This window comes from Cyanobium sp. Copco_Reservoir_LC18 (assembly GCF_009834675.1).
In the GTDB taxonomy this organism is placed as follows: Bacteria; Cyanobacteriota; Cyanobacteriia; order PCC-6307; family Cyanobiaceae; genus Cyanobium; species Cyanobium minutissimum.
The window spans coordinates 26349-51527 of sequence record NZ_ASAC01000012.1; the positions used below are offsets into that span (position 1 = coordinate 26349).

Annotated in this window: 24 protein-coding genes, 1 tRNA gene and 1 other RNA gene; 14 read left to right on the top strand and 12 right to left on the bottom strand. The window is 72.2% G+C overall.

From position 1 onward, the window contains the following. Positions 1–52: 52 nt before the first annotated feature. Positions 53–137: transfer RNA gene (locus L107_RS05430), tRNA-Ser, on the top strand. Positions 138–172: 35 nt separating this feature from the next. Here L107_RS05430 and L107_RS05435 read toward each other — a convergent pair. After that, positions 173–2683, bottom strand: a complete 2511-nt coding sequence (locus L107_RS05435) for a ligase-associated DNA damage response DEXH box helicase (RefSeq protein ID WP_159816867.1) — start codon at positions 2681–2683, stop codon at positions 173–175. 23 nt (positions 2684–2706) lie between these two features. Continuing rightward, entirely contained in the window at positions 2707–2916 is a 210-nt protein-coding gene (locus L107_RS05440; RefSeq protein ID WP_094584670.1) for a DUF350 domain-containing protein, read from the bottom strand. 54 nt (positions 2917–2970) lie between these two features. On the opposite strand from L107_RS05440, the gene L107_RS05445 reads away from it, so the two are divergent. The 4 genes from L107_RS05445 (at position 2971) to L107_RS05460 (ending at position 6466) form a co-directional block, all read left to right on the top strand. After that, the gene (locus L107_RS05445) at positions 2971–4005 is read left to right on the top strand and encodes a hypothetical protein (RefSeq protein WP_159816869.1); all 1035 of its coding nucleotides are present in this window, start codon (positions 2971–2973) and stop codon (positions 4003–4005) included. 1 nt (position 4006) lies between these two features. Continuing rightward, a complete protein-coding gene (locus tag L107_RS05450) occupies positions 4007–4240 on the top strand; it encodes a hypothetical protein (RefSeq protein WP_106220075.1) in 234 nt (77 codons plus the stop codon). Then, positions 4237–5784 (top strand): polyamine aminopropyltransferase, encoded by a 1548-nt coding sequence (locus L107_RS05455; RefSeq protein WP_159816871.1) that lies wholly within the window; start codon positions 4237–4239, stop codon positions 5782–5784. The genes L107_RS05450 and L107_RS05455 overlap by 4 nt, the downstream gene beginning before the upstream one ends. An 88-nt stretch (positions 5785–5872) precedes the next feature. After that, complete coding sequence (locus L107_RS05460; protein ID WP_159816873.1) at positions 5873–6466, top strand: DUF4178 domain-containing protein; 594 nt, start codon at positions 5873–5875, stop codon at positions 6464–6466. On the opposite strand, the gene L107_RS05465 is transcribed toward L107_RS05460, so the two are convergent. From L107_RS05465 to L107_RS05475, 3 genes are all read right to left on the bottom strand, one after another. Continuing rightward, on the bottom strand, positions 6457–8121 hold the full coding sequence (locus L107_RS05465) for an ATP-dependent DNA ligase (RefSeq protein WP_159816875.1): 1665 nt from the start codon (positions 8119–8121) through the stop codon (positions 6457–6459). The genes L107_RS05460 and L107_RS05465 overlap by 10 nt on opposite strands. Positions 8122–8124: 3 nt before the next feature. Then, entirely contained in the window at positions 8125–8787 is a 663-nt protein-coding gene (locus tag L107_RS05470; protein WP_159816877.1) for a Coq4 family protein, read from the bottom strand. 71 nt (positions 8788–8858) lie between these two features. Next, on the bottom strand, positions 8859–9929 hold the full coding sequence (locus tag L107_RS05475; RefSeq protein WP_159816879.1) for a ligase-associated DNA damage response exonuclease: 1071 nt from the start codon (positions 9927–9929) through the stop codon (positions 8859–8861). A gap of 107 nt (positions 9930–10036) precedes the next feature. Between L107_RS05475 and L107_RS05480 the strand changes: the two genes are divergently transcribed. Next, complete coding sequence (locus L107_RS05480; RefSeq protein WP_159816881.1) at positions 10037–11122, top strand: class I fructose-bisphosphate aldolase; 1086 nt, start codon at positions 10037–10039, stop codon at positions 11120–11122. Between the two features lie 11 nt (positions 11123–11133). Here the strand turns inward: L107_RS05480 and nadA are convergent, their stop codons facing one another. Next, the gene (gene nadA, locus L107_RS05485; RefSeq protein ID WP_159817431.1) at positions 11134–12099 is read right to left on the bottom strand and encodes a quinolinate synthase NadA; all 966 of its coding nucleotides are present in this window, start codon (positions 12097–12099) and stop codon (positions 11134–11136) included. Positions 12100–12167: 68 nt separating this feature from the next. On the opposite strand from nadA, the gene L107_RS05490 reads away from it, so the two are divergent. From L107_RS05490 to L107_RS05500, 3 genes are all read left to right on the top strand, one after another. After that, positions 12168–13043, top strand: a complete 876-nt coding sequence (locus tag L107_RS05490; RefSeq protein ID WP_159816883.1) for a TIGR04168 family protein — start codon at positions 12168–12170, stop codon at positions 13041–13043. Continuing rightward, on the top strand, positions 13037–14137 hold the full coding sequence (locus L107_RS05495) for a hypothetical protein (protein WP_159816885.1): 1101 nt from the start codon (positions 13037–13039) through the stop codon (positions 14135–14137). Before L107_RS05490 ends, L107_RS05495 begins: the two co-directional genes overlap by 7 nt. Before the next feature lie 300 nt (positions 14138–14437). Beyond that, positions 14438–15184 carry a glycoside hydrolase family 104 protein gene (locus tag L107_RS05500; RefSeq protein ID WP_159816887.1) on the top strand — a complete coding sequence of 249 codons (747 nt, stop codon included), beginning with the start codon at positions 14438–14440 and terminating at the stop codon, positions 15182–15184. 2 nt (positions 15185–15186) lie between these two features. On the opposite strand, the gene L107_RS05505 is transcribed toward L107_RS05500, so the two are convergent. After that, a complete protein-coding gene (locus tag L107_RS05505) occupies positions 15187–16050 on the bottom strand; it encodes a TPM domain-containing protein (RefSeq protein WP_159817433.1) in 864 nt (287 codons plus the stop codon). A gap of 89 nt (positions 16051–16139) precedes the next feature. Here L107_RS05505 and L107_RS05510 point away from each other — a divergent pair, with 89 nt between their 5' ends. Beyond that, on the top strand, positions 16140–17318 hold the full coding sequence (locus L107_RS05510; RefSeq protein ID WP_159816889.1) for a class I SAM-dependent methyltransferase: 1179 nt from the start codon (positions 16140–16142) through the stop codon (positions 17316–17318). 64 nt (positions 17319–17382) lie between these two features. Here the strand turns inward: L107_RS05510 and L107_RS05515 are convergent, their stop codons facing one another. The 3 genes from L107_RS05515 to recQ form a co-directional block, all read right to left on the bottom strand. Beyond that, positions 17383–18480 carry a DUF4912 domain-containing protein gene (locus L107_RS05515; protein WP_159816891.1) on the bottom strand — a complete coding sequence of 366 codons (1098 nt, stop codon included), beginning with the start codon at positions 18478–18480 and terminating at the stop codon, positions 17383–17385. 138 nt (positions 18481–18618) lie between these two features. Then, the gene (gene aroB, locus L107_RS05520; protein ID WP_159816892.1) at positions 18619–19758 is read right to left on the bottom strand and encodes a 3-dehydroquinate synthase; all 1140 of its coding nucleotides are present in this window, start codon (positions 19756–19758) and stop codon (positions 18619–18621) included. 27 nt (positions 19759–19785) lie between these two features. Beyond that, complete coding sequence (gene recQ / locus L107_RS05525; protein WP_159816894.1) at positions 19786–21609, bottom strand: DNA helicase RecQ; 1824 nt, start codon at positions 21607–21609, stop codon at positions 19786–19788. 82 nt (positions 21610–21691) lie between these two features. Here recQ and L107_RS05530 point away from each other — a divergent pair, with 82 nt between their 5' ends. The 4 genes from L107_RS05530 to L107_RS05545 all read left to right on the top strand — a co-directional run bounded on the left by L107_RS05530 (position 21692) and on the right by L107_RS05545 (position 24641). Further along, positions 21692–22588: a carbohydrate ABC transporter permease gene (locus L107_RS05530; RefSeq protein ID WP_159816896.1), complete on the top strand. Its 897-nt coding sequence runs from the start codon at positions 21692–21694 to the stop codon at positions 22586–22588. A gap of 41 nt (positions 22589–22629) precedes the next feature. Further along, positions 22630–23952 (top strand): 5-(carboxyamino)imidazole ribonucleotide synthase, encoded by a 1323-nt coding sequence (locus L107_RS05535; protein ID WP_159816898.1) that lies wholly within the window; start codon positions 22630–22632, stop codon positions 23950–23952. A 6-nt stretch (positions 23953–23958) separates the two neighbouring features. Further along, positions 23959–24141: non-coding RNA, 6S RNA (gene ssrS / locus L107_RS05540), on the top strand. Between the two features lie 59 nt (positions 24142–24200). Further along, on the top strand, positions 24201–24641 hold the full coding sequence (locus tag L107_RS05545) for a hypothetical protein (protein WP_159816900.1): 441 nt from the start codon (positions 24201–24203) through the stop codon (positions 24639–24641). On the opposite strand, the gene L107_RS05550 is transcribed toward L107_RS05545, so the two are convergent. Continuing rightward, the gene (locus L107_RS05550) at positions 24595–24870 is read right to left on the bottom strand and encodes a DUF2103 domain-containing protein (RefSeq protein WP_106220058.1); all 276 of its coding nucleotides are present in this window, start codon (positions 24868–24870) and stop codon (positions 24595–24597) included. The genes L107_RS05545 and L107_RS05550 overlap by 47 nt on opposite strands. Positions 24871–24879: 9 nt before the next feature. Further along, positions 24880–25173: an ATP-dependent Clp protease adapter ClpS gene (clpS, locus tag L107_RS05555; protein ID WP_043325364.1), complete on the bottom strand. Its 294-nt coding sequence runs from the start codon at positions 25171–25173 to the stop codon at positions 24880–24882. Between the last annotated feature and the right edge of the window lie 6 nt (positions 25174–25179).

Sequence of the window (25179 nt, forward strand, 5' to 3'; positions counted from 1 at the left end):
CTTCATGGGACCATGGCGGGGCTTCCGACCTGGTCGGCAGGCCGTCCAGCCTGGAGGGGTGGTCGAGTGGTTGATGGCTCCGGTCTTGAAAACCGGCGAATCGCAAGATTCCGTGGGTTCGAATCCCACCCCCTCCGTTCTTCCTTCCCTGCCCTGCACCGCCGCCGGCGACTTAGAGGCCTTCGGCCCGGGTGGCCTGCTGGCGCAGGCGCTCCAGGCGCTCCAGCAGCGACTCGTTGCTCATCCGGTTGTTGAGCCGCTCCGCCAGCAGGGGGAAGGCCATGGGCCCCGGACGGGGTGGGTGCCGCTCCAGCCACTCGCTTGCCTGAAGCCGCTCCAGGGTGCCGATCAGCCGACCCAGGTCGAGCTGGTCCTCCAGCACCTCGCCGCGGGCCTGGGCCAGCAGCAGATTGCCGGGCTCATGGCGCTGGAAGACATCGAAGAGCAGGGCGGCGCTGATCTGCAGCTGGCCGCCGGAGCGGGCCTGGCCGGGGTAGCCGTTCAGCACCAGGCCGCTCACCTGGGCGATGGAGCGGAAGCGGCGACGGCAGAGCTCCGAGAGGTTCACGGCCCGCTCCAGGTCCTCCAGCAGGCCGGTGGGATCCAGCAGGCTCTCGGTGTGTTGCGCGAGCAGCTCCTCGAAGGGGTAGCCGCGGGGGGCGAGCAGCTCGAAGCCGTAGTCGTTCACCGACACCGTGAAGGTGCCCGGATGGTGCCGGGCCAGTCGCCACGACCACAGAAAGCCCAGGCCCTCGTGCACGAACCGGCCCTCGAAGGGATAGGCGTAGAGATGGCTGCCCTCCCGGGTGTGGCACAGCTCCACCAGGAACTGGTGGGTCCGGGGCAGGGCGGAGAGCTGCACCTGGCGCTCCAGCAGGGGTTCCAGGGCGCCCAGCTCGGCGGTGTCGAGGCTGAACCCCGCCTCGCCGTCGAGGGCGCGGGCGCAGCGGTCGACCTCCCGGCGCAGATGGGCGCTGAGCAGGTCGGAGAGGGCCATCTGGCCCCCGCCCCAGGCGGGCACCGTGGCGCTGCGGCGCGTGGTGGCCTTGACCATCGCCGTCATCTCCCTCAGGCGCACGAACTCCAGCTGGCGGCCGGCGAAGAAGAAGACGTCCCCCGGCTTGAGCCGGCCGACGAAGGCTTCCTCCACATGGCCCAGCACGGCGCCGCGCACGAAGCGCACCGTCACGGCCCGGTCGGCGCTGATCGTGCCGATGTTGAGCCGGTGCAGGCGGGCGACGGCCGGTTCGCGCACCACATAACGCCAGCTGCCGGCCGCGCCCGCTTCGGCCGGCTCCCGCTCCAGCTTGCGGTAGCGCGGGTAGGCCCCCAGGCAGTCGCCCCCTTCCTCCAGGAAGCGCAGACACCAGTCCCAGCGGCTGCGCTCCAGCTGGCGGTAGCTCCAGGTGCGACGCACCGCCGCGAGGGTGGCTTCGGGCTCGAAGCCCGGACCGCAGGCCAGGCTCACCAGGTGCTGGAGCAGCACATCGAGGGGCTCCTGGGGCGGGCGGCGGTGCTCCACCAGCCCCTCCCCCAGTCCCCGGCGCATCGCCGACACCTCCAGCAGCTCCAGGGCGTTGGTGGGCATGAACAGCACCTGGGCCGTGCCGCCGGGCTGGTGGGCCGAGCGGCCCGCCCGCTGCAGCAGACGCGCCAGGTTCTTGGCGCTGCCGATCTGCACCACCCGTTCCACCGGCTGGAAGTCGACCCCCAGATCCAGGGAACTGGTGCACACCACCCAGCGGATCGCCGCCGCCTTCACCCCCGCCTCGATGGCCTCCCGCTCGCTCCGGTCGATGGCGCTGTGGTGCAGGGCCAGGGCCCCCTCCATCTCCGGGCAGGCGAAGCGCAGGCACTGGTGCCAGCGTTCGGCCTGGTTGCGGGTGTTGGTGAACAGCAGGGTGGAGACGGCCGGGTCCAGGGCGGCCACCAGCTCCTCGTACATGCGCAGGCCCAGGTGGCCGGCCCAGGGGAAGCCGTCGATCGTGTCCGGCAGCAGGCTGCGGATCTGCGTGTCCCGCCGGATGCGGGCGGTGATGATCCGCGGCTCGCCGTCCACCCCCACCGCGGCCCGGGCGGCCTCCTGGAGATTGCCGATGGTGGCGCTGATCGCCCAGGTGCGCAGGGCCGGCCGCCGGCTGCGCAGCCAGCTCAGGCAGAGCTCGGTCTGGGAGCCGCGTTTGCTGCCCATCAGCTCGTGCCACTCGTCGATCACCACCGCCTCCAGATCGGCGAACAGGGCCTCGGCCCGGGGGCCGGCCAGCAGCAGGGAGAGGGATTCGGGCGTGGTGATCAGGATCTGGGGCGGGGCCTTGAGCTGCTTGCCCCGCTCATGGCTGCTGGTGTCGCCGTTGCGCAGTCCCACCCGCAACGGCCAACCCATGGCCTCGATCGGCTCCCGGATCGCCAGCAGCAGATCCCGGCTGAGGGCCCGCAGGGGCGTCAGCACCAGCAGCCGCAGGCCCGCGTCCGGCCCGGCGCCCCCGTTCTCGGCCAGCATGGCCGCGATCGGTCCCATCACGGCGGCGTAGGTCTTGCCGGAGCCGGTGGGCACCTGGATCAGGCCGCTGGCCCCCTCCAGGTAGGCGCGCCAGCACTGGCGCTGGAACGGCATCGGCCGCCAGCCGCGGGCACGGAACCAGGCTTCGATCGGCCGCAGCGCCGCCGCGGAGGAAGGGGTCAAGGGTGGGGCGGGGCGGGGACGGCTCAGGTGGAGAGCACCGCCACCACCACGGCGGCGATGGCCAGGATCACGGCCCCCAGCACCACCCCGGCGGCGATGTTGCCCCGGCGGATCTCGGCCCGGTAATCGATCGGCGAGAGGCGATCGAAGAGCAGCAGCCCGACATAGATGAGGATGATGCCCAGAAAGGTCCAGCCGACCATCAGCAGCATCTGGAGCAGTGGTTTGACCATCCCCGCGTCACGAAGCCGGCCCCACCGTAGGGACTGCCCGGAGGCCGCCCGCTGATGGGGACGTCCTCCCCGGGCGGACAGCGGGATCCGGCCCTGCTGCTCTGGCCGCTGGCCAGCCTGGTGCTGCCGCTGCTGCCCCTGCTGGTGCTGGCCCTGTCGGCACTGGAGTGGCCCCGGCGGCTGGTGATGGTGGTGCCGGAGGGCCAGCGGGTGCTCAGCGCCCCCTTCGAGCTGCGGGACGGCTGGCTGGGCAGCCCGCAGCTGACGCTGGCGGCCGAGATCCCCCCCAACAGCAGCATCGAGCTGGATGTCGCCCTGCTCGACGCCAGCGGCCGCACCGTGCTCGCTCTCACCAAGGACGGCTGGCGGGCCAGCGGCACCTGGGCGGAGGAGGGGGAGAGCGGCACCTGGGAGGAGGGCGACATGGGCCTGGCGCTGAACCTGCGCCCCGACCGAAGCGGACGCTTCCAGCTGGCGGTGCAGCTGCAGGATCTGCTCGATGAGGCGGGTCGCCCCCTGCCGCAGCCTGTGGTGGTGCGCGGCAGCGTCCGCAACCACAGCGTCGATGCCCCCCTGCTCCTGTTCACCGCCGTGGTCACGCTGGCGACGGCGCTGGTGCTGCTCAGGGCCTGCTACGGCATCGGCCGGGGCCGCTGGGTGCGGCGCAGCGCTGATGGCTGCGCCGCGATCCGCTGTGATGCCGGTGGCTCCGGCCTGGTGCGGGTGGGGGTGGAGGCCCGCTGGGAGCTGCCCGATGACGATCCCCCCCTGGGCCAGCCGCCGGCCACCGCCACCCTGGAGCTGCAGGTGTGCGACGCCCTCGGTCGCCCCCGCCTCCGGCACCGGCAGGTGCTGGCCGTGGCCCATCGCTCCAGCGATGGGGACCATTGGCTGTCGGCCCGCCAGGTGATGCATCTGCGCCTGCCGGAGCCGGGCAGCCACCGCTTCCGCGTGCAGCTGCCCGAAAGCTTCCGCGCCGACGGTGACCTCTGGGAGCTCGAATGGCTGCGGCTCACCGTGGAGGACGGGCTGCGCACGGCCCGGCGGGTGCCGGTGCTGTCCCTGGACGGGGCGATGGAGGGCCGCTGAGATGGTCGACGAGCGCGCGCTGCTGATGCTGCTGACGGTGACGGTGGTCGCCGCCGGCACCGTGACCGCCATCACCCGTCCCGGCCTCTGGCGCCTCGGTCAGGAGGGCACCCCCGCCGCCTCCAGCGGCGTCCGCTACGGCGGCAGCTACCGCTCCGGCCGCTGGGTGACGGCGACGCCCCGCCGCCAGGACTGGACGGGGTTCCAGGGGCGCGGGCCGGGCGCGGCCAAGTGACGGCCCGCAGCCTGCCGCCCCTGAGCCCCCGGCAGGTGCGGGTGCTGCTGGCGGCGGCGGCCCTCTCCTCCAGCGTCAGCCTGGTGCTGGAACTGATGCTGGTCACCCAGGCCAGCTATCTCCTCGGCGACCATGCCCTGGCCACCGGCGTGGTGGTGGGCACCTTCCTGGCCGCCATGGGCCTGGGCGCCTGGCTGAGCCAGTTTCTGGCCACCGGGCCCGATCCCGGTCTGCCCCTGCTGCAGTGGTTCCTGGCCGTCGAACTGGCCCTGGCGCCCCTGTGCCTGCTGGCGCCCCTGGGCCTGTTCGCCCTGTTCCGGCTGGGGGGGCCGGTGTGGCTGGGCCTGGTGGTGTTCACCGTGCTGGTGGGGGCGCTCGGCGGCATGGAGGTGCCGCTGCTGACCCGGCTGCTGGAGTGCGGCCAGCAGCTGCGGGTCGCCCTGGCCCGGGTGCTGGCCCTCGATTACCTGGGCGCCCTGGTGGGGGCCCTGCTGTTTCCCCTGGTGCTGCTCCCCTGGCTGGGGCTGCTGCCCACCGCCGGCTGGCTGGCCCTGATGCCCCTGGTCAGCTGCGTGGTGATCGCCGCCGTGTTCCCGGTGGGAAGGCTCTGGCGCCGCTCGATCGCCCTGGCCGTTCCCGTGGTTGCCCTGGCCGGCCTCGGACTGGTCCCCCTCGGCGACCGGATCGAGGACGGCCTTTACGAGGATCCGGTGGTGAGCCGCCTCCAGAGCCGCCACCAGCGCATCGTTCTCACCCGCCGCCGGGACGACCTGCGCCTGTTCCTCGACGGTCAGCTGCAGTTCTCGAGCCTCGATGAGTACCGCTACCACGAGGCCCTGGTGCATCCGGCGATGGCCTGGCACGGCCGGCCGGTTCGCGTGCTGCTGCTGGGGGCGGGGGATGGGCTGGCCCTGAGGGAGGTGCTGCGCTGGCCCGCGGTGCGGCAGGTGGATCTGCTGGAGCTCGACCCCGCCATGGCGCGACTGGCCCGGGAGCAGCCGTTCCTGCGGCGGCTGAACGGCGCCAGCCTGGAGGACGGCCGGGTGCGGCTGGTGTTCGGTGACGCCTTTGAGCGGGTGCGCCAGCTGCGGGGCCCCTACGACGTGATCATCGCCGATTTCCCCGACCCGGCCACGCCGGCCCTGGCCCGCCTGTACAGCGTCACCTTCTACGGGCGCCTGCTGGGCCGGCTCGCCCCCGACGGCCTGCTGGTCACCCAGGCTTCAACGCCGTTCTTCCGCCCCCGGGTGCTGGCCTCGATCCAGGCCACCCTGGCCGAGCTGAACCTGACCACGCGCCCCTACGGCGTGGATGTGCCCAGCTTCGGGCCCTGGGGTTTCGTGCTGGCCCATCGGGGTCCGCCGCGGCCGTCTCCGGCCGTGCTTCCCTTCCAGGGCCGCTGGATCGACCAGGGGCAGCTGGAGCGCCTCTTCCCCCTCAGCCGGGATCTGGCCCTGCCCCCGGGGGAGCGGGTGCTGCCGAACCGTCTGCACCGGCCGGTGCTGGCCGAGTACCAGCGCCAGGGCCGCTGGCGCGAGAACTGACCAGCCCCCGCCGCGGAAGCGGGACGGGGGTGACGACCTCCATAAGCTGGACCGATCGGCCTGGTTGCTCCGGCCCCTGAGCACCTCGATGGCTGTCTGGCTTCTCCTGCTCCTGCTGCTGCTCGCCGCCGTCGCCCTGCTGCTCTTGCGGCGGGCCCGCCTGCGCCGCGGTGTCCCGCAGCCCCTGGGCCGCACCCTGTTCAACCTCACCACCGGCGACATCGTTCAGCACGAAGGCCGCGACTGGGTGGTGGAGGACCGGCTGCTCTACGACGACGACGGCTTCCAGTGGCTGGAATACCTTTTGCGCGACGGCAGCGAGGGCCGCTGGCTGAGCGTCTGCGAGGACGACTGGCTGGAGGTGAGCTGGCTGGAGGACGTCCCGGCCGCCGAGCTGGAGGGTCTCACGGCCGACTTTCCCGAGCACCTGCGCTGCCGCGGCCAGCTCTATCACCTCAGGGAGACGGGCCGGGCGTCGGTGACCGCCGCCGCGCGGGTGATGAACCAGCGCCTGACGGGTTGCCGTTACGGCGATTACGAGGGGGCCGACGGCCGGGTGCTCTCCCTGGAGCGCTGGGAGGAGGGCGCCGATCCCGGGCCGCCGGAGCTCAGCCTGGGCCTGCGCATCGACCCGGCGGCGCCGCTGCTGCTGCCCGGGGATGGCCGTTCGGTCTACCGCTGAGCTGGATCCGATCGCTGGGCCGGGTCCTGCAGCAGCGCCAGGGCACTGCGCAGGCTGTCGGCGGATTCGGGGGTGCGGTCGCGGCGCCAGCGCAGGATGCGGGGAAAACGCACCGCCAGGCCGCTGCGGTGGCGGGAGGAACGCTGCAGGCCCTCGAAACCCAGGGTGAAGACCTGCAGCGGTTCGACGGCCCGCACCGGGCCGAAGCGCTCGGTGGTGTGGCGGCGGATCCAGCGGTCCAGCTCGGTGATCTCGCCGTTGTCGAGCCCTGAGTAGGCCTTGGCGAAGGTCACCAGACGGCCTTCGCCGTCCCACAGCCCGAAGGTGTAGTCGGTGTACAGGTTGGCGCGACGGCCGCTGCCGGCCTGGGCATAGAGCAGGACCGCATCGAGCTCCATCGGCTCCAGCTTGTGCTTCCACCACAGCCCGCGGCGCCGGCCGACGCCGTAGGCCGAATCGAGCGCCTTGAGCATCAGCCCCTCGGCGCCCACCGATCGGGCCTGCTGCCGCAGGGCTTCCAGTTCCCCCCAGCACCCCAGCGGCAGCACCGGGGAGAGGCGCAGGAGCCCGGCCGCGGGGGTGGAGGCCGCCTCCGGCAGCCCCCGCACCAGATCCTCCAGGGCGGCGCGGCGCCGGGCCAGGGGCTCGGGGCGCAGGTCCTGGCCCCCCCGTTCCAGCAGGTCGTAGGCCACGAAGGCCGCCGGACATTCCCGCAGCAGGGCGGCTCCGGGCTTCTGGCGCCCCAGCCGCCGCTGCAGGGGGCTGAAGCCGGCGGGCTGGCTCGCCCCGGCCGGCCAGACGGTCAGCTCCCCGTCCAGCACCGTGCCCGGTCCCAGCAACGCGGCGACCCCCTCCAGCTCGGGGAAGCTGGCGTTGATCAGGTCCTCGCCCCGGCTCCAGAGAAAGGTCTGGCCGTCGCGGCGGATCAGCTGGGCCCGGATCCCGTCCCATTTCCACTCCACCTGCCAGCCGGCGGGATCGCTGGCGGCGAGGCGCTCCGCCTCCAGGGGGGAGGCCAGGCAGAAGGGATAGGGCCGGCTGATCGGCGCCGCGGCGCCGGCCTCCAGGGGCGCCAGCAGGCCCTCCATCGCCTCCAGGGAGGGCTCGAAGCCGCCCATCAGCCGGTGGGCCAGCTCCGCCTCCTCCAGCCCCGACACCTCCGCCAGCGCCCGGGTGACCAGGCCGGCCGCCACCCCCACCCGGAAGCCGCCGGTGAGCAGCTTGTTGAACAGGAAGACCTGCCCCTCGGGCAGCCCCCCCCAGATCGCCAGCACCGCCGCCGCCTGGGCCTCGGTCTCCAGGGCGGCCAGGGCCGGCAGCCGCGTGCCCATCCACTCGGCCAGGGGGAGTTCCAGGGGCGGGCCCGGCGGCAGGCCCAGCCGAGGGAGCAGCAGGGCGATGGTCTCGGCCGAATCCCCCACCTGGGCGTGGCAGGAATCGAACAGCCACTCCGGCAGGCCGGAGCGCTCCAGGGCGATCTGCCGCAGCCGCCGCCCGGTGATCAGCCGCCGGCGCCGCTTGCCGAGCAGCAGGGCCAGGGCCCAGGCGCCGTCGGCCGGATCGGCGCTCCGGAAGTAGTCGGCCAGGGCCGCCACCCGGGTGCGGGTGCCGGGGCTGTGCTCCAGCTGCCGGAACAGGTCGGCGAAGGCCTGCATCGATCAGGCCGACGGCGCTTCCGGCAGCCCCAGCTCCCGTCGCCAGTCGGCGAGGGGCCGCTCCCAGCCCTCCTCCAGCTTGTAGGTGATCAGGCAGCGGGCCTCCAGGCCCATGGCGAAGCCCCGGGCCAGGGCGCGCAGCAGCGGTTCCAGGGGTTCGTCGTCCTGAAGGGTGCCGAGCAGGCCACCGAAGATCAGCAGCACGGCCAGGGGGGAGCGCACCTGGGCCAGGTTGAAGGCCTGCAGGCCCAGCTCGCCGGGGCCGTCGATGCCGAAACCGGTGAGCACGTGGATGATGTCGTGGGTCTCCCGCAGCCGGTGGGTGATGTACTCCGCCGGCGTGGTGATCGGCCGGGGATCGATCAGGCTGTCCGGCGTCAGATTCAGCCGCTGCAGCTGATCGGCGTAGGTGCGGCCCAGGCTGCCCTCGGGCAGGGCCGCCAGGTGGGCCATGTCGATCGGGGCGGGCCGCCAGCCCTCCGCCACCAGGGCGGCCATGGCCGGGTTCTCCAGCAGGTGACGTTGCATCTGGGCGGCCAGGGGGCTGCCCTGGAGGCTGCGTGCCACCCCGAAGACGCTCTCGAGCTCCGTGGGGTTCTTCAGGAAGGCGGCGAGGCCGGCCACCATCCGCAGCGACTGCAGGCGTCGGCTGAGGTTGAGGAGCATGGAGGTCGCCGCCGTTGGTGATTCCCCCATTTTCGGATGGTTGCCGCCGCCTCGCCGGGCGAGGCCCACCCTCAGCAGGATGGGTTCTCGAGGGGTCCCTCCGACGGCACGGCCGCCGTCTCCGGCTCCCCCTCCTCGTTTCTTTGCCCCTCGAAGGCCCGCCCCAGGGGCTCGACCGCCAGACCCTGCTCCTCACGCAGGTAACGGGCCAGTCCGTCGCTGTTGCCGTGGGTCACGTACACCTGCCGGGCGCCACAGTCCCGGACCGTGCGCAGCAGCCCGTCCCAGTCGGCGTGGTCGCTGAGGGCGAAGCCCCGCTCGAAGCCGCGTCGCCGCCGCGCCCCCCGCACCGCCATCCAGCCGCTGACGAAGGCGGTCTGGGGGTTGGTGAACCGTTTCATCCAGGGTGATCGGTGGGCCGAGGGCGGCGCCAGCACCAGGCGCCCGGCCAGCGATTCGCTGCGGGGGAGCTCGCTCAGCGGCCGCGTCGGCGGCAGCAGCACCCCCTGGCTCCGGTAGGGCTCCATCAGGGCCTGCACCGCCCCGTGCAGCAGCACCTCCTCCTCCACCCCCAGCGCCGCCAGTTCCGCCAGCAGCCGCTGGGCCTTGCCGAAGGCGTAGGCGAACAGCACGGCGGGCCGCTGGGGTGCCCCGCGCCACCAGGCCAGGATCTCGGCGGCCACCTGGTGGCCGGGGCGCCAGCGGTAGATCGGCAGCCCGAAGGTGGCCTCGGTGATCAGCACGTCGGCGCTCACCGGCTCGAACGGGGCGCAGCTGGGGTCGGCATCGCGCTTGTAGTCCCCGCTGACCAGCCAGGTTTCATCGCCGGCCGTGATCCGGATCTGGGCCGAGCCCAGCACATGGCCGGCCGGATGGAACGACACCAGCGCCTCTCCAAGGCGGCGCTCCTCGCCGTAGGCCAGCCCCGTCAGTTCGATGCCGGCCCCCAGCCGCTGGCGCAGCACCCCCTCCCCCGGGGACGCCGCCCAGTAGGCGCCGCTGCCGGGCCGGGCATGGTCGGCGTGGCCATGGGTGATCAGGGCCCGGCTCACCGGTCGCCAGGGGTCGATCCAGGCCTGGGCCGCCGGGCAGTAGAGCCCCTGGGGGGTGAGCTGGAGCAGGCCGTCGGGCGGCAGGACCATGGCGTGCCGGTGCCGCCGCAGGGGGATGGCCGCATCCTGGCGGCCCGGCGCCGTTGACGGTGGGGGGGCTTCCCACTAGCCATGGGGCAGCCATCACCGCTGGCCCGATGTCACTGGACACCCATCGCGAGGAGCTGGAGGCCACCGCGGCCGCCCTGGCCCGGCCGGGCACCGGCCTGCTGGCGGCCGACGAATCCACCGGCACGATCGGCAAGCGCTTCGCGGCGATCGGGCTTGAGAACAGCGAGGAGAACCGCCGCGCCTACCGCACCCTGCTGGCCACCACCCCCGGTCTGGAGGCGGCCATCAGCGGCGTGATCCTCTACGAGGAAACCCTTTACCAGGAGGCGGCCCCGATCCCGGGCCGGCCGGCCGGTTCGATCGTGCAGCTGTTCCAGGAGCAGGGGCTGGTGGTCGGGATCAAGCTGGACCTCGGGGTGGAGCCCCTGGCCGGGGGCCTGGCCGGCGAGACCTGGTGCACGGGCCTGCGGGGCCTGCAGGAACGGGCGGCCAGGGCCTACGCCCGCGGCGCCCGCTTCGCCAAATGGCGGGCCGTGCTGCGTATCAGTGCCGACGGCTGCCCCTCGGAGCTGTGCGTGCGTGAGAACGCCTGGGGGCTGGCCCGCTACGCCCGCACGGCCCAGGAGGAGGGCCTGGTGCCGATCGTGGAGCCGGAGATCCTGATGGACGGCGACCACGACATCCTCACCACCGCGGCGGTGCAGGAGTGGGTGCTGCGCAGCGTCTATGAGGCCCTGGGTCAGAACGGCGTGTTCCTGGAGGGCACCCTGCTCAAACCCTCCATGACCCTCCCTGGAGCCGCGGCTTCGGATCGATCCAGCTCCGAGCAGGTGGCGGCCTACACCGTGCGCACCCTCCGCCGCAGCGTGCCACCGGCCGTGCCGGCGATCCTGTTCCTCTCGGGGGGCCTGGGGGAGGAGGAGGCCAGCGTGCTGCTCTCGGCCATCCATGCCGCCGACCCAAGCGCCCCCTGGCATCTGGGCTTCTCCTACGGCCGGGCCCTGCAGCACTCCTGCCTCAGCAACTGGAAGGGCAGCGACCCGGCGGCAGGCCAGGCGGCCCTGCTGGCCCGGGCCCGGGCCAATGGCGCCGCGGCCCGCGGGACCTACGTGGCCGGCTCCGAGCCCTCCGCTGACGGCGGTTCGCTGTTCGTGGCCAACTACAGCTACTGAATCAGGCGTGCTCAGGCGCTCATCGCCAGCATGCGCTCGATCGGCACCAGGGCCCGCCGGCGGATCTCCTCGTCCAGCTCGATCGCCGGCGCCATGGTGTGCAGGCACCGCCACAGCTTCTCGAGCGTGTTCAGCCGCATGTAGGGGCAGGCGTTGCAGCTGCAGCCGTCGGCCCCAGGCACTTCGTGGAAGATCTTCTCCGGTGCCCGCCGCCGCATCTGATGGAGGATGCCCGGCTCGGTGAGCACGATGAAGGAGGGGGCCGGGCTGGTCTGGGTGCGCTGCAGCAGCCTGCTGGTGGAGCCGATGAAGTCGGCCAGATCGAGCAGGTGCTGCTGACACTCCGGATGGGCGATCACCTCCGCCTCGGGGTGTTCCTGCTGCAGGCGCAGCACGGCCTGCTCGCTGAAGGTCTCGTGGACGATGCAGCTGCCGGGCCAGAGCGTGAGTTCCCGGCCGCTCTGGCGGGCCACCCAGCGCCCCAGGTTCTGGTCGGGGGCGAACAGGATCGGGCGATCGGCCGGCAGCTGCTGCACCAGGTGGACCGCATTGCTGCTGGTGCAGATCAGGTCGCTCTGGGCCTTGACCGCCGCGGAGCAGTTGATGTAGCTCACCACGAGGTGGTCGGGGTGGCGCTGGCGGAAGTCGGCGAAGGCCTCGGCGGGGCAGGCGTCGGCCAGGCTGCAGCCGGCCTCCAGGTCGGGCAGCAGCACCGTGCGGCCCGGGTTGAGGATCTTGGCGGTCTCCGCCATGAAGTGGACGCCGCAGAAGACGATCACCTCGGCATCGGTGCTGGCGGCGCGACGGGACAGCTCCAGGGAATCGCCGATGAAGTCGGCGCAGTCCTGGATGGCGTCGTCCTGGTAGTAGTGGGCCAGGATGACGGCGTTGCGCTCGTTCTTGAGCGATTCGATCGCGGCGGCCAGATCAGCACGGGGCGGGCAGGCCTCTGGGCCGGGTTGGGGCGTGTGGGTCAGCGTCTGCGTGAAGACCAACCGATGCCCCTTCTCATGCACGATGATCCCACTCTAGGAAGCGGTCGGTATTGGCTGAGCTGAACATCGCCATCGCGGGGGATCTGCACGACCAGTGGGATCGCAGTGACCACGACGTGCTGGAACGGATCCGTCCGGATGCCCTGCTGCTGGTGGGCGACCTGAGCGACGGCAAGTGCCGCATCCCCGAACTGCTCGCCACCCTGGAGCTGCCGATCGCCTGCGTTCTGGGCAACCACGATGCCGGCAAGGACGGCAGCGGCCGCACCCTGCGCCGCCAGCTGGAGCTGCTCGGCGAGCGGCACTGCGGCTGGGGACTGAGGGAATTGCGGCCCCCGGGACTGGCGGTGGTGGGCGCCCGTCCCGGCACCGCCGGCGGCGGCTTCCACCTCTCAAAGGCGGTGCGATCGGTCTACGGACCGGTGGGCCTGCAGGAGTCCGCCGAACGCATCAGCCGGGCGGCCCTGGCCGCCGATCCCCAGCTGCCGCTGATCCTGCTGGCCCATTCCGGTCCCAGCGGCCTGGGCACCCAGCTGGACGACCCCTGCGGCCGCGACTGGAAGGCCCCCGCCTGCGACTGGGGGGATCAGGATCTGGCCCTGGCGGTGGATCAGATCCGCCGCCGCCGCCCCCTGCCCCTGGTGGTGTTCGGCCACATGCACCACGCCCTCTGCCATCACCAGGGGGAACGGCTCAGCTTCCGCCGCGACGCCCAGGGCACCGCCTTCCTCAACACCGCCTGTGTGCCCCGCCACGGCGTGGATCAGCAGGGCCGCGCCCTGCGCCACTTCAGCTGGGTCGTCTTCTCCGATGGCGATCTGCGCCACATCAGCCACCGCTGGTACGGCATCGATGGCGCCCTCCATTACGAGCAGACCCTCTGGACGGCGGCCCTGCCGGCGGCGGGAGTGCTCAGCCCTTGCTGATCTGCGCCTGCGTCAGCAGCCATGGCTTCGGCCACGGATCCCGCACGGCCTCGGTGCTCTGCGAACTCGCCGCCCTCAGGCCCGACTGGCGGCTGGTGATCTCCACCGGACTGCCGCAGGGGTTCCTGGAGCTGTCCTTCGGTCCGGTGCCCTTCGAGCTGCGTCCCTGCCGCTGGGATGTGGGGGTGATCCAGGCCGATGCCCTCGGAGCCGATGCCGGCGCCACCCTGACGGCCCTCGAGCGGCTGGAGGAGGAGCTGCCGGTGCTGGTGGAGCGCGAGGCCCGCTGGCTCGAGGCCCAGGGGCAGCCGGTGCTGGTGCTGGGGGACGTGCCGCCGGCGGCGGCCCTGCTGGCCCGCCGGCTGCAGGTGCCGCTCGTCTGGCTGGCCAGCTTCGGCTGGGACGCGATCCACGCCCCCATGGGCCCGGCCTTCGCCCCCTGGGCCGATCGGCACCGCCAGCTCTACGGCCAGGGGGACCTGCTGCTCCATTGCCCCCTGTCCCTGCCGATGGAGTGGGGGGTGCCGGACGTGCGGCTGGGCCTGACCAGCTCCCGGCCCCGGCTCGATGCTGACCAGCTGGCCCGGGAGCTGGCCCTGCCGGCGGAGCGGGAGCGGGTGGTGCTGGTCAGCTTCGGGGGCCTGGGCATGGCGATCGATCCGGCGCTGCTGGCCCGCTGGCCCGATCATGTGTTCATCGGGCCGGAGCCGCTGCTGGCCACGGTGCCCAATGGCCGTTGCCTGCCGCCGGGGGTGCGCCCCCTCGACCTGATGCCCCTGGCCGGACGGCTGATCACCAAGCCCGGCTACAGCAGCTTCTGCGAGGCCTTCAGCCAGGGGCTGGGCATCCATCTGGTGCACCGCAGCGGATTCGCCGAAGCCCCGGTGCTGGAGGAGGACCTGCGCAATCACGGCTGGCACCGGGTGCTGAGCCAGGAGGCCTTCCGCCGGGGCGACTGGGAGCTTGACCAGCCCCTGATGCCCCCCCGGCGCGGCCCGCTGGCGGACGACGGGGCGGCGACCGCCGCCCGGACGCTCGTGTCCTGGCTGGAGGGACGATCAGCACTGCCTATGGGGCAGGGGTTCAGGATTTGATCATCTGTTCACCGAATCCGGGAGAAATCAGTCCCCGGCAGTAACTGGAATGCAAAACGTCATTCTTGATACCAGTGGACAGTTATTCGACCGTCACAAATAAGGAATCGCTTCTGCTGATTCATCGGCAAATTACCGCCAACTCCCAGGGGTATGGATTCACTTACTCCGTCCCGGGATCGCTGGTTCTTCCTGTTGTCGTTCTCCAGAAGACCTGGTCACACCGAGCACATCAAGCCGGATTGACTCTGTTGTCCCTGCAACAGATCTGGCCTCATTTGTCCTTCACGACCGCTTCTCTTGCCGAACCTTCAGCGCACCCCCCTGCTTCTTGCCCTCGCCGGACTGGGCCTCAGCCTGGCCGGGCCGGTCAGGGCCGCCGAGGGCTCCCAGGGCTGGGGGACCAGCGGCGTAGCCCCCGCCGGCACCACCCGCATGGCGATGCTCACACCGCTGCCGGCCGCACCACGGGTTTTCGCCATCACCCCCGAGCGGCGCGCCCTCCTCAACACAATCCGCTACGCCGAGGGGACCTGGGCCAACGGCCATGAGATCGGCTACCGGATCCTGTTCGGCGGCAGCCTGTTCGACTCCCTCGAGCGCCATCCCAACCGCGTCATGCGCACGGCCCGCTACGCCAGCGCCGCCGCCGGGGCCTACCAGTTCATGCCCTTCACCTGGGACATGGTCACCCGCGCTCTCGGGGTCTCCGACTTCGGTCCCGAGTCCCAGGACCAGGCCGCCCTGTTCCTGGTGCAGCGTCGTGGTGCCCTGCACCTGGCCGACCGTGGCGAGCTGACCGCCGATCTGGCCGCCCGGCTGGCCCCCGAGTGGGCCTCGTTCCCCACCCTGGCCGGCCGCAGCTTCTACGGCCAGCCCGTGAAGCGCCTGAACGATCTGCGCCGCTTCTACGAGCAGAACCTGGCCCAGCTGCGCAGGGGGGAGGCCGCCGTCTGGGAGGACGTGGCCATCCGCCAGGTGCCCCCGGCCTGCAACGATGCCAGCCTCTCCTGTCAGCTGGAGCGCGTCAGCACCCCGGCGCCCTGAGCTCAGCCCTCCCCCTTGCCCTCCAGCCGCACACCGCCGAGCGTCTTCTGGGCGATCAGGTAGGCCAGCACCGCCGCTCCCAGGAAGCCCAGAACGTTGCGCAGCAGCGGCAGCACGTCGTGGGTGCGGGTGATGATCGGTCCCATCCCCAGGGCGACGAACAGGATCACCCACAGGGGTGAGAGCAGCAGCACCCAGGTCCACTCCACCCGACGACCCTCCTGCCGAGGGAAGGCGGCGAAACCGACGATCAGTCCCCCCAGGATCGAGGTGCACAGGGTCAGGATCCACTGCTCCTGGGGCAGGCCGGGCACCACCTGGCAGCCGCCGATCGCCAGGCAGCCCTTCACGGCATGGATGGCCGAGAGGATCGAACCGTCCTCACCGTGGTCGCGCACGTAGAACTGGTTGCCGTAGCGGGTCTGGAGCTCCACCCAGAAGGTGCGGGGCATCAGGGCGAACAGGGCCTCGCCCACGTTGAAGTTCAGCAGGTTGCCGCCGCGGGGATCGGCCACCAGCAGCAGGCTGCGCTCATCAAGGTCCCAGAAGCCCTTGACCGCCAGGCCGGGGGTGCGCTCGTACTGGGTCAGGACCCGCAGCTTCCAGCCGCTGCTGGCTTCGAAATCCTCCAGTTCGCTCTCCAGGGCCCCCCGTTCGCCGTCGGTGAGGGCCTTGGCCAGGTCGATCACCGGGGTGGGGTGGTCGGGCAGCAGCTGGGGATTGTCCGCCGCCAGGGCCGGGCCGACGGCGCCCGGCAGCACCCAGGTGACGAGCACGAGGCAGAGCGTGGCCAGCAGGGCCGCCAGCCGCTGCCCCAGGGCGCCGCGCGGCGGCTGCCCATCCCGAAGCGGTGGCCGAGCCACCATCGCTGCCGCCGTCGGTGCCGTCGCTGCCGCCATCGCCATCGTTCCGTCGTCCATCGGTCAGCATTCTCACCGAGTCGCCCTGACGCCGCGTGATCCCTCCCTCCCCCGGCTCCCCGGCGGTTCCGGCCTGGCTGGCCCAGCGCCTGCGGGCGGCGGGGGGCTCGGTGCCGTTCCTCGACTACATGGACTGGGCCCTGCACGACCCGGACCATGGCGCCTACGGCAGCGGCCGGCTCCAGATCGGCCCCGGCGGTGACTTCGCCACGGCCCCCTCCCTGGGGGAGGAGTTCGCCCGCCTGCTGGCCCCCCAGGTGGCCCAGTGGCTGGCCCTGCTCCCCGCTGGCGAACCCCTGGCCCTGGTGGAGACCGGCCCGGGGGAGGGGCAGCTGGCCCAGCAACTGGCCGAAGCCCTTCACACCGGCTGGCCCTCCCTGGCCGGGCGCACCGAGCTGGTGCTCGTCGAGCCCAATGCCGGCATGGCCGAGCGGCAGCGCCGGCGGCTCGCCAGCTGCCCCCTGCCCGTGCGCTGGGCCGACCTCCGGACCCTGGCCGACGCCCCGCTGCGGGGGGTGGTGCTGGCCCACGAGGTGCTCGACGCCCTGGCCGTGGAGCGGTTCGAGCGGCGGGGTGAGCGCTGGTGCCGCCAGCGGGTCGTGCTGGAGAACGACGGGCTTCGGCTGGAGGCCGGAGAACCCCTGTCCGGGACGCTGCTGGCGTCCCTGGCCGATCTCGGACTGCTCCCCCTCGATGAACGCCGTCCCGAGGGCTGGTGCAGCGAGCTCCACCCCGGTCTGGCCCCCTGGCTGGCCGCCTGCGCCGCAGCCCTTGATCAGGGCTGGCTGCTGGTGATCGACTACGCCCACGAAGCCCGTCGCTACTACGCGCCGCAGCGCAGCAACGGCACCCTGATGGCCTACCGCCGCCAGCGGACCAGCGGGGACCCGCTGCGGGAGCCGGGCCACTGGGACCTCACCGCCCACCTCTGCCTGGAGAGCCTGGACCTCGCCGCCCGGGCCGGTGGCTGGCAGCCCCAGGGCGTCTGCCGCCAGGGCGAGGCCCTGCTGGCCCTCGGTCTGGCCCAGCGTCTGCATGGCCTGCAACAGGAGAGCGGCACGCCGCTGGCCCAGCTGCTGCAGCGCAGGGAGACGCTGCTGCGGCTGGTGGATCCGGCCGGGCTCGGTGAGTTCCGCTGGATCGCCCTGCGCCGTGACGGGGAGCCGGCGACCCCGGAGACGGAACCCCTGTTCCTGAGGTCCCCCTCAGCGTGAGCCGGGGTGGTCAGCGACCCCCCTCAGCGCACAGTGGCAGCCGCAGGCACCGTTGCTTCCCTGGTCAGAACCACTCCGACTGGGCCTCCTCGCGGGGATTGACGTTGGCGTGGGGGGTGGTGCGGCGGAACTCCATGGTGATGCTGCGCTTCTGCTCCCCATCGGCCGCCAGCGCCTCGATCGGGTAGAGCTGCTGACCGTCCCGGAAGGGCACCTGCAGGCGGAAGGTGCCATCGGCGGAGAGGGGAACATCCTCACCGCCGATGCTGAGCCGTGCCGAGGGGTCGGTGGCTCCATAGACAATCAGCTCGGCATCGGCCACCAGCCAGAAGGAACGTTGCCGGGGGGCCACCCCACCGATGCCGGAACCGCTGCGGCCGGAGGCCCAGGGACCCGCGCCGGAGTCGGACAGGGCTCCGCCGGCCCCGTGCAGGCCGGCGGCGGAACCGATCTCGTGGAAGGCCTCCGAACCGCGGCCCAGCCGCCGCCAGGGGCTGGTGGCGCTCTGGTAGAGCCGTTCGTGCAGATCGTTGACGATCTCGCGGGCCGGGGCGGCTCCCGGTGCCGGGTCGGCGGCGGGAGGCATGGAGAAGGCCACGAAGGGATCGGGAGTGGTCAGGGCCGGACCGTCCAGCTCCGGCACATGGGCGGTGGCGGAGAAGGCCAGGGAGATCCAGCCGCCGCTGCCGCCCTTGCGGAAGCCCAGCTCCACCCGGTAGTCGCGGCCGGACAGGGGCACCGGCAGATACCACTCACTGGCCTGGCTGTCGACCACCACCTCCTGGAGGGTGTGGGGGTGGGTGGACCCCCCATCGAGCCCGGTGACGTCGGCCACCCGCAGGCACAGCTGGGTGGCTCCCTCCGCCTGGGCCCGCTTCCGGTCGCCCGGCTCGATGAACCAGCGCACCTGGGACCACTGGGGATCGCGGGGCACGAAAGCCACCCAGCTGGCCCCGCTGCCGGTGTCTCCGGACGCTGGCGGAGGGGACGAAAACGCCGGTGTGGGCTCCGCGGCCGCCGGTGGATCGTCCACCGGTGACACGGAGGCCTCGGGCTGGGCGGCCTCCCCCTGGCCTCCACGCCCGACAGATCTGGCCAGGGCACCGAGTCGTCGCAGGGGCTGGCTCAGGATGTCTTTGAACCGGCTCGGACGAAGGCTCATGGGCCGTGATGAAGAAAACCTTGCGGTGATGGTCTCCGATCCGAGGGGTTCGCGCCTTCCCTGTCAGCGAAAGACCATCGTTGAGCCCCTTTCCCCGGCGCCCTGGCCCGCCGGAGGCGACCGAAGCGGGCCCCTGTGTCAGGGGGCGCCGATCGAAGTGGCGACCGCCAGGGTGGCCCGGATCGTGGCGGGATCGACGTCATCCCGGATCGTGACCGACCCCACACCGGTGGGCAGGACGAAACGCACCTTCCCCTGGCGCACCTTCTTGTCGGCCTGCAGGGAAGCCAGCACCGCCTCGGGATCCAGGGCCGGCCAGTCCATGGGCAGGCCGGCGGCGGCGATCAGACGTCGCTGGCGGTCCTGATCGGCCTGGCTCCAGAGACCCATGGCCACGGCGATGTCACCGGCCGCCAGCATCCCCAGACCCACGGCCTCGCCGTGCAGCCAGGTGCCGTAGCCGCTGAGGTTCTCCACCGCATGGCCCAGGGTGTGTCCGTAATTGAGGATCGCCCGCAATCCCCCTTCCCGTTCGTCGGCCGCCACGACGCGGGCCTTGGCGGCTGCGGAACGTTCCAGCAGCCGCTGCAGCAGCACCGGGCCGAGGGCGCCCCGGCTGGCCAGGCCCCTGGCGGGATCCCGCTCGGCGGCCGCCTCCAGATCCCGGAACAGGATCCCGTCGCCGATGACGGCGTACTTGATCACCTCCGCCATGCCGGCCCGGAACTCCCGCTCCGGCAGGGTCGCAAGCACCAGGGGATCGATCAGCACCAGCTTCGGCTGGTGGAAGGCGCCGATCAGGTTCTTGCCGCCGGGATGGTTCACGCCGGTCTTGCCGCCGATGGCCGCATCCACCATCGCCAGCAGGGTGGTGGGCACCTGCACCACGGCGATGCCCCGCAGCCAGGTGGCGGCGGCGAAGCCGGCCATGTCCCCCACCACACCGCCGCCGAGGGCGACGATTAGGGAGCTCCGCTCCAGGCGGTGGGCGAAGGCGGCGTCGTGGATGGCCGCCACCGTGGCGGGGGTCTTCTGCTCCTCACCGGCCTCGATCACCAGCGTCCGCACCACGAAGCCGGAGGCCTCCAGGCTCTGCAGGGCCCGGGCCCCGTGGAACGCGTCCACATCGGGGTTGGTCACCATCAGCACCCGGGTGCCGTTGGGGATCCCCCGCTCGAGCAGAAAGGAACCGAGGCCCGCGAGCAGGCCCTCTCCGATCAGGATCGGGTAGGGATCGGCAGCGAGGGACACCGTGATGGTGCGGTACTCCTGCGGCACGGAGGAAGGGGCGAGGGCAAACCGAGGCTAGGCCTGGGGGGAGAGGCGGCGGACCACCTCCAGCACCGCCTCCCCGTAGCTGGCCAGCTTGGCGGTGCCGATGCCGGTGAGGCCGGCGAGTTCGTCGAGGCAGGCGGGACGGCGTTCGGCGATGGCCACCAGGGTGCGGTCGTGAAAGACCACATAGGGAGGCAGGCGCTGCTGCCGGGCCTGCTCCAGCCGCCAGGCCTTCAGGGCCGCTAGGAGGTCCGGATCGGCGGGCTCCGCGCCGGCCGCGGGTGTGGCGGCTCCCGCGGCGGCGCGCCCACGTCGCTCCCGGGCCGGAGGCGGCAGCCGGATCTCAAGGCGCGACTCCCCCCGCAGCAGCGGCCGCACCAGGGCCTCGGGGCCGAACTGCAGGCCGCCGTGGCCATCGGCGGCCGTCACCAGGTAGCCCCTGGCGGTGAGCTGGCGGAACAGGCTGCGCCACTGCAACCGGTCCAGTTCCTTGCCGATCCCGAACACCCCCAGCCGGTCATGGCCGAGGCTGCGCACCCGGGCGGTGTCGCCCCCCAGCAACACATCCACCAGGTGGGCGGCCCCGAAGCGGCCGCCGGTCCGGTACACGGTCGAGAGGGCCTTGCGGGCCGGCTCGGTCACGTCCACACCCTGGTTCGGCTCCAGGCAGACGTCGCAGTTGCCGCAGTCGCCGCTGCCCGTCTCCCCCAGATAGTCGAGCAGGATCCGGCGGCGGCAGCCGCAGGTCTCGGCGAAGCCGATCAGGGAATCGAGCCGGCCATGCTCGATGCGCTTCTGGGCCAGTTCGGCGTCTGACTCCTCGATGAAGCGGCGCAGCGGTGGCACGTCGGCGGCGCCGTGCACCATCCAGGCGATGGCCGGCAGCCCATCGCGGCCCGCCCGGCCCGTCTCCTGGTAGTAGGCCTCCAGGCTCTTGGGCAGGTCCACATGGGCCACGAAGCGCACGTCCGGCTTGTCGATGCCCATGCCGAAGGCGATGGTGGCCACCACGATCACGCCGCTGCCATGGCGGAAGCGCTCCAGGGCGGCGCTGCGTGTCTCCGCCGCCAGGCCGGCGTGATAGGGCAGGGCGTCATACCCCTCGGCCGCCAGCAGGGTGGCGAACTCCTCCACCCGCTTGCGGGAGCGGGCGTAGACGATGCCGGCATGGCCCCGCTGGCTAGCGAGGAACTCCAGCAGCTGGCGCTTCGGGTCGCTCTTGTCCCGCAGCAGGTAGCGGATGTTGGGCCGATCGAAGCTGGCGGTGAACACCGCCGCCTGCTCCAGGCCCAGCCGCGCCACGATCTCGGAGCGGGTGCGGGGGTCGGCGGTGGCGGTGAGGGCGATGCGGGGAACGGCCCCGAAGCGCTCCGCGAGCACCGCCAGCTGCAGATACTCGGGCCGGAAATCGTGGCCCCACTGGGAGACGCAGTGGGCTTCATCAATGGCGAACAGGGCCAGCGGCAGGTCGGCGAGCCGCGCGATCAGGTCACCGTTCAGCAGCCGCTCCGGCGACACGTAGAGCAGGTCCAGGCCGCCGGCCTGCAGCTCCCGCCAGGTGGCGGCCGCCGCCTCGCCGCTCTCAGCCGAATGGAGCGCGGCCGCCCGCACGCCGGCCTGGCGCAGGGCGCTCACCTGATCCTGCATCAGTGCGATCAGGGGCGAGACCACCACCGCCGTGCCTGGCCGGCACAGGGCCGGGATCTGATAGCAGAGCGACTTGCCGCCACCGGTGGGCATCAGCACCAGGGCCGACCCCCCCGCGCAGACGTGCTCGACGATGGCGGCCTGGGGGCCGCGGAAGGCGTCGTAGCCGAAGACCTCCCGCAGCACCTGCTTGGGCGTCGGCGTCATGGGGAACGGAAATCGGGCGGCACCGGGGGGCTCCTGCCTCGGCTCCGATTGTGCATCGCCCCGGCTCCGGCAGGATGTCCCCATGGCCCCACCCACCCCCGCCGCACCGGCTGCCACCCGCTCCGCCTGGGCGTTCCTGACCCCCGCCCTGGTGCTGCTCGCCGTGTCTGTGCTGATCCCGGCGGCGATGGCCCTGGTGATCAGCTTCACCCGCACCGGGCTGGATGTGGGCGAGCCGCTCACCTTCGTGGGGCTGGCCAACTTCCGCCGCCTGCTGGCCGACCCGATGCTGCTGCGGGTCACGGGCACCACCTTTCTCTATCTGGTGGGGGTGGTGCCGCCGATCGTGCTCGGAGCCCTGGCCCTGGCGGTGCTGGTCAACCGCCAGCTGCCGGGCATCCACTGGTTCCGCGGTGCGTTTTACACCCCGGTGCTGGTGTCGCTGGTGGTGGCGGCGATCGCCTTCCGCTGGCTCTACGCCGAGAACGGCCTGGTCAACGGCTGGCTCGGCGCCCTGCTGGGGGATCGCTTCTCACCGATCGGCTTCCTCACCTCCACCGGCCTGGCCCTGCCCTCGGTGATGCTCGTGACCCTCTGGAAGGGCCTCGGCTACTACATGGTCATCTTCGTGGCCGGCCTGCAGGGGATCTCCGCCGATCTCTACGAGGCGGCGGCCCTGGATGGCAGCGAGGGCTGGCGACGCCATCTGGACATCACCCTGCCCCTGCTGAGGCCCTACATCACGCTGGTGGCGGTGATCTCGGCGATCGGGGCCACCAAGGTGTTCGAGGAGGTCTACCTGATGACCCAGGGGGGCCCGGCCGACAGCACCCGCACGATCGTGTACTACGTGTACGACCAGGCCTTCTCCGAGCTGGAGATCAGCTACGCCTGCACCGTGGGGCTGGCCCTGTTCCTGATCGTGCTGCTGCTCAGCCTGGTGCGCTACGCCTTCGCCGCCGACAACCCGCTCCAGTGATCCCCCGCCAGGGATCCCCCTGCAGGGCCCACGACGCCCTGATGGCAGGCTGGTTTCCGCTTCCAGCCACCAAAGCCAGGGTGCAGATCATCGCGGACCCCCTTCCCCAGGCCACGCCGGCACCGCTCGACGCCATCGGCATCGTCGGTGGTGGCCAGCTGGCCTGGATGCTGGCCGAGGCGGCCCGGGACCTCGGTGTCGCCGTGCACGTGCAGACGCCCGGCGCCGGGGATCCGGCCACCCGTGCCGCCGCCAGTGTGGTGCTGGCGGCGGTGGATGACGTGACCGCCACCCGGGAGCTGGCCGGTCGCTGCGGGGCCATCAGTTTCGAGAACGAGTGGATCCCCCTCGAGGCCCTGCGGGCCCTGGAGGGGCCGGGACTGCGGTTCCTGCCCGGTCTCGACGCCCTCCAGCCCCTGGTCAGCAAGGCGGGCCAGCGGCGGTTGCTCGGCGACCTGCATCTGCCGGCTCCCCGCTGGTGTCCCCTGGCCGATGTGCTGCAGCCGGAGCCTGCCCTGCCCCCGGGTGGGGACCCGGATGGGCTCCCGCCGGCGGGACCACCGCGCCCCCTGCAGACGCCGGCGCTGCCGCGTCTCCCCGACGGCTTCCGCTTTCCCCTGATGGCCAAGGCCAGCCGTGGCGGCTACGACGGCCGGGGGACGGTGCCGGTGCCCGATCTGGGGGCGCTGGAGCAGCTGCTGGATCGCGTCGAGCCGGACGACTGGATCCTTGAGGAGCTGGTGGCCTTCGAGCGCGAACTGGCCCTCGTGGCCTGCCGCGACCGACAGGGGCAGGTGGCTTGTTACCCCCTGGTGCAGACCCACCAGCACAGCCGTGTCTGCGACTGGGTGCTCTTCCCCGCTCCGGTGGACCATCGGGTGGAGGTGTTCGCCCGCAACGTGGCCGCCTCCCTGCTCACGGCCCTGGATTACGTGGGGGTGCTCTCGATCGAGTTCTTCTACGGGCCCTCGGGGCTGCAGGTCAACGAGCTGGCCCCCCGCACCCACAACTCCGGCCATCTGACCATCGAGGCCTGCCGCACCAGCCAGTTCGCCCAGCAGGTGCGGATCGTCGCCGGTCTGCCGATGGGGGCCACCGAGGCCGTGGTGCCCGGGGCGCTGATGGTCAACCTGCTGGCGCCGGAGGACGGTGATGACGACCAGCTGGCGCGGCGCCGGGCCCTGGAGGCCCTCCCGGACGCCCACCTGCACTGGTACGGCAAGCGGGGCGGAGGGGTGGGACGCAAGCTGGGCCACCTCACCCTGCTTCTGCAGGGCCGCACCGCGGAGGAGCGGGAACTGGACCGGCAGCGGCTGCTGGCCGAGGTGCGGGCCATCTGGCCGCTCCCCCACCGACCCGCCTAGGATGTTCCTGGACTGCTGTGTTGGTGACTGCCTTTCACAGTTTTCTGATCTGACTCCCTTTCGACACGGGGAGTCTTCAGCGACGGCAACGTAGACCGGCTTCATTGCCGGAAACGAAGCCCCGCCCCTGACTCCCCTTCTGGTTCATCCAGGTCGAACACTGGGGCAAGACGGCACGGCGGTCCACCCCTTTTCCCCAATCCGATCGCGCCCGGGCCGGCATGCTGGAGGCAGGTCGCCCCGCCGCCGTGAACAGCGAGCCTTCGAGCTTTCCCCAGGCCTTCGAGCGCCTGCTCGCCCGTGCCCCGGGTCCGGTGTTTCCCCGGGCCCGGGCGCTGTACCTGCAGAAGTACCCCCTGGAAGGGGAGGCGGCGGGCGCGTTCCGCACCTTCCTGCTGGAGGAGGAGATCCAGGAAAGTCCTGCCGGCGCCTTGCGGATCCGGGCCCTGGCCCTGGCGATCGTGGCCTGGGGCCAGCCCCGTTTCGATGCGGCCGCTGCTTCGGCCTACCTGGAGCGCCGCTGGGGACTGCGCCCCGGCGATCTGGTGGAGGTGCCCGGGGCGAGCTGGTTCCGCGACAGCGGTGCCTACGGCCGCTTCAGCACCCCGGCCGTCTACGAGCGGGTGGCCCCCACCAGCCTGCTCAGCTCGTCAGGCGATCCAGCTCCTCCTGCAGCTGATCCCGGCTGAGCCGGGTGACCACGAACACCTCCTGGGCCGTGCTGCCCCGGCGGGCCAGCAGCTTGTGGCCGCCGGTGATCGGGCTCGACACCCGCAGCCGCAGGCCGACGCTGCGGCCCCTGACCCGGGTGATCACCGCCGGGGTGATCGTGTCGATGTCCGGCAGGGTCGCCAGCCGCCTGAGCAGCGGGATCAGGCCCTCCACGTAGGTGCTGTGGGTGATCACCAGCCGGGCCATGGGTGCCGCTCAGCCGTGGCCCAGGGGAGCCATGGTCAGACCTTCGGCGGAGAGCAGCTGGTGGTACAGCTCCCCCTGCTCGAGCGGTCCGCTCCAGACCACCGCCGATCCCTCGCCATCGATGCGGTGGGCCAGCTCCCAGGCCCGGTCGGGCTGCATGCCGGGCAGATGGCGTACGAGCACCGCGACCACGTGCTGGAACGTGTTGACGTCGTCGTCGAGAACGATCACGTTGACGCTGGGGTAGGGCGCGGACCGGCGCTGGGCGATCGGGGCGGGACTTCTGGAGGGGGCGACGACCATGGGCCT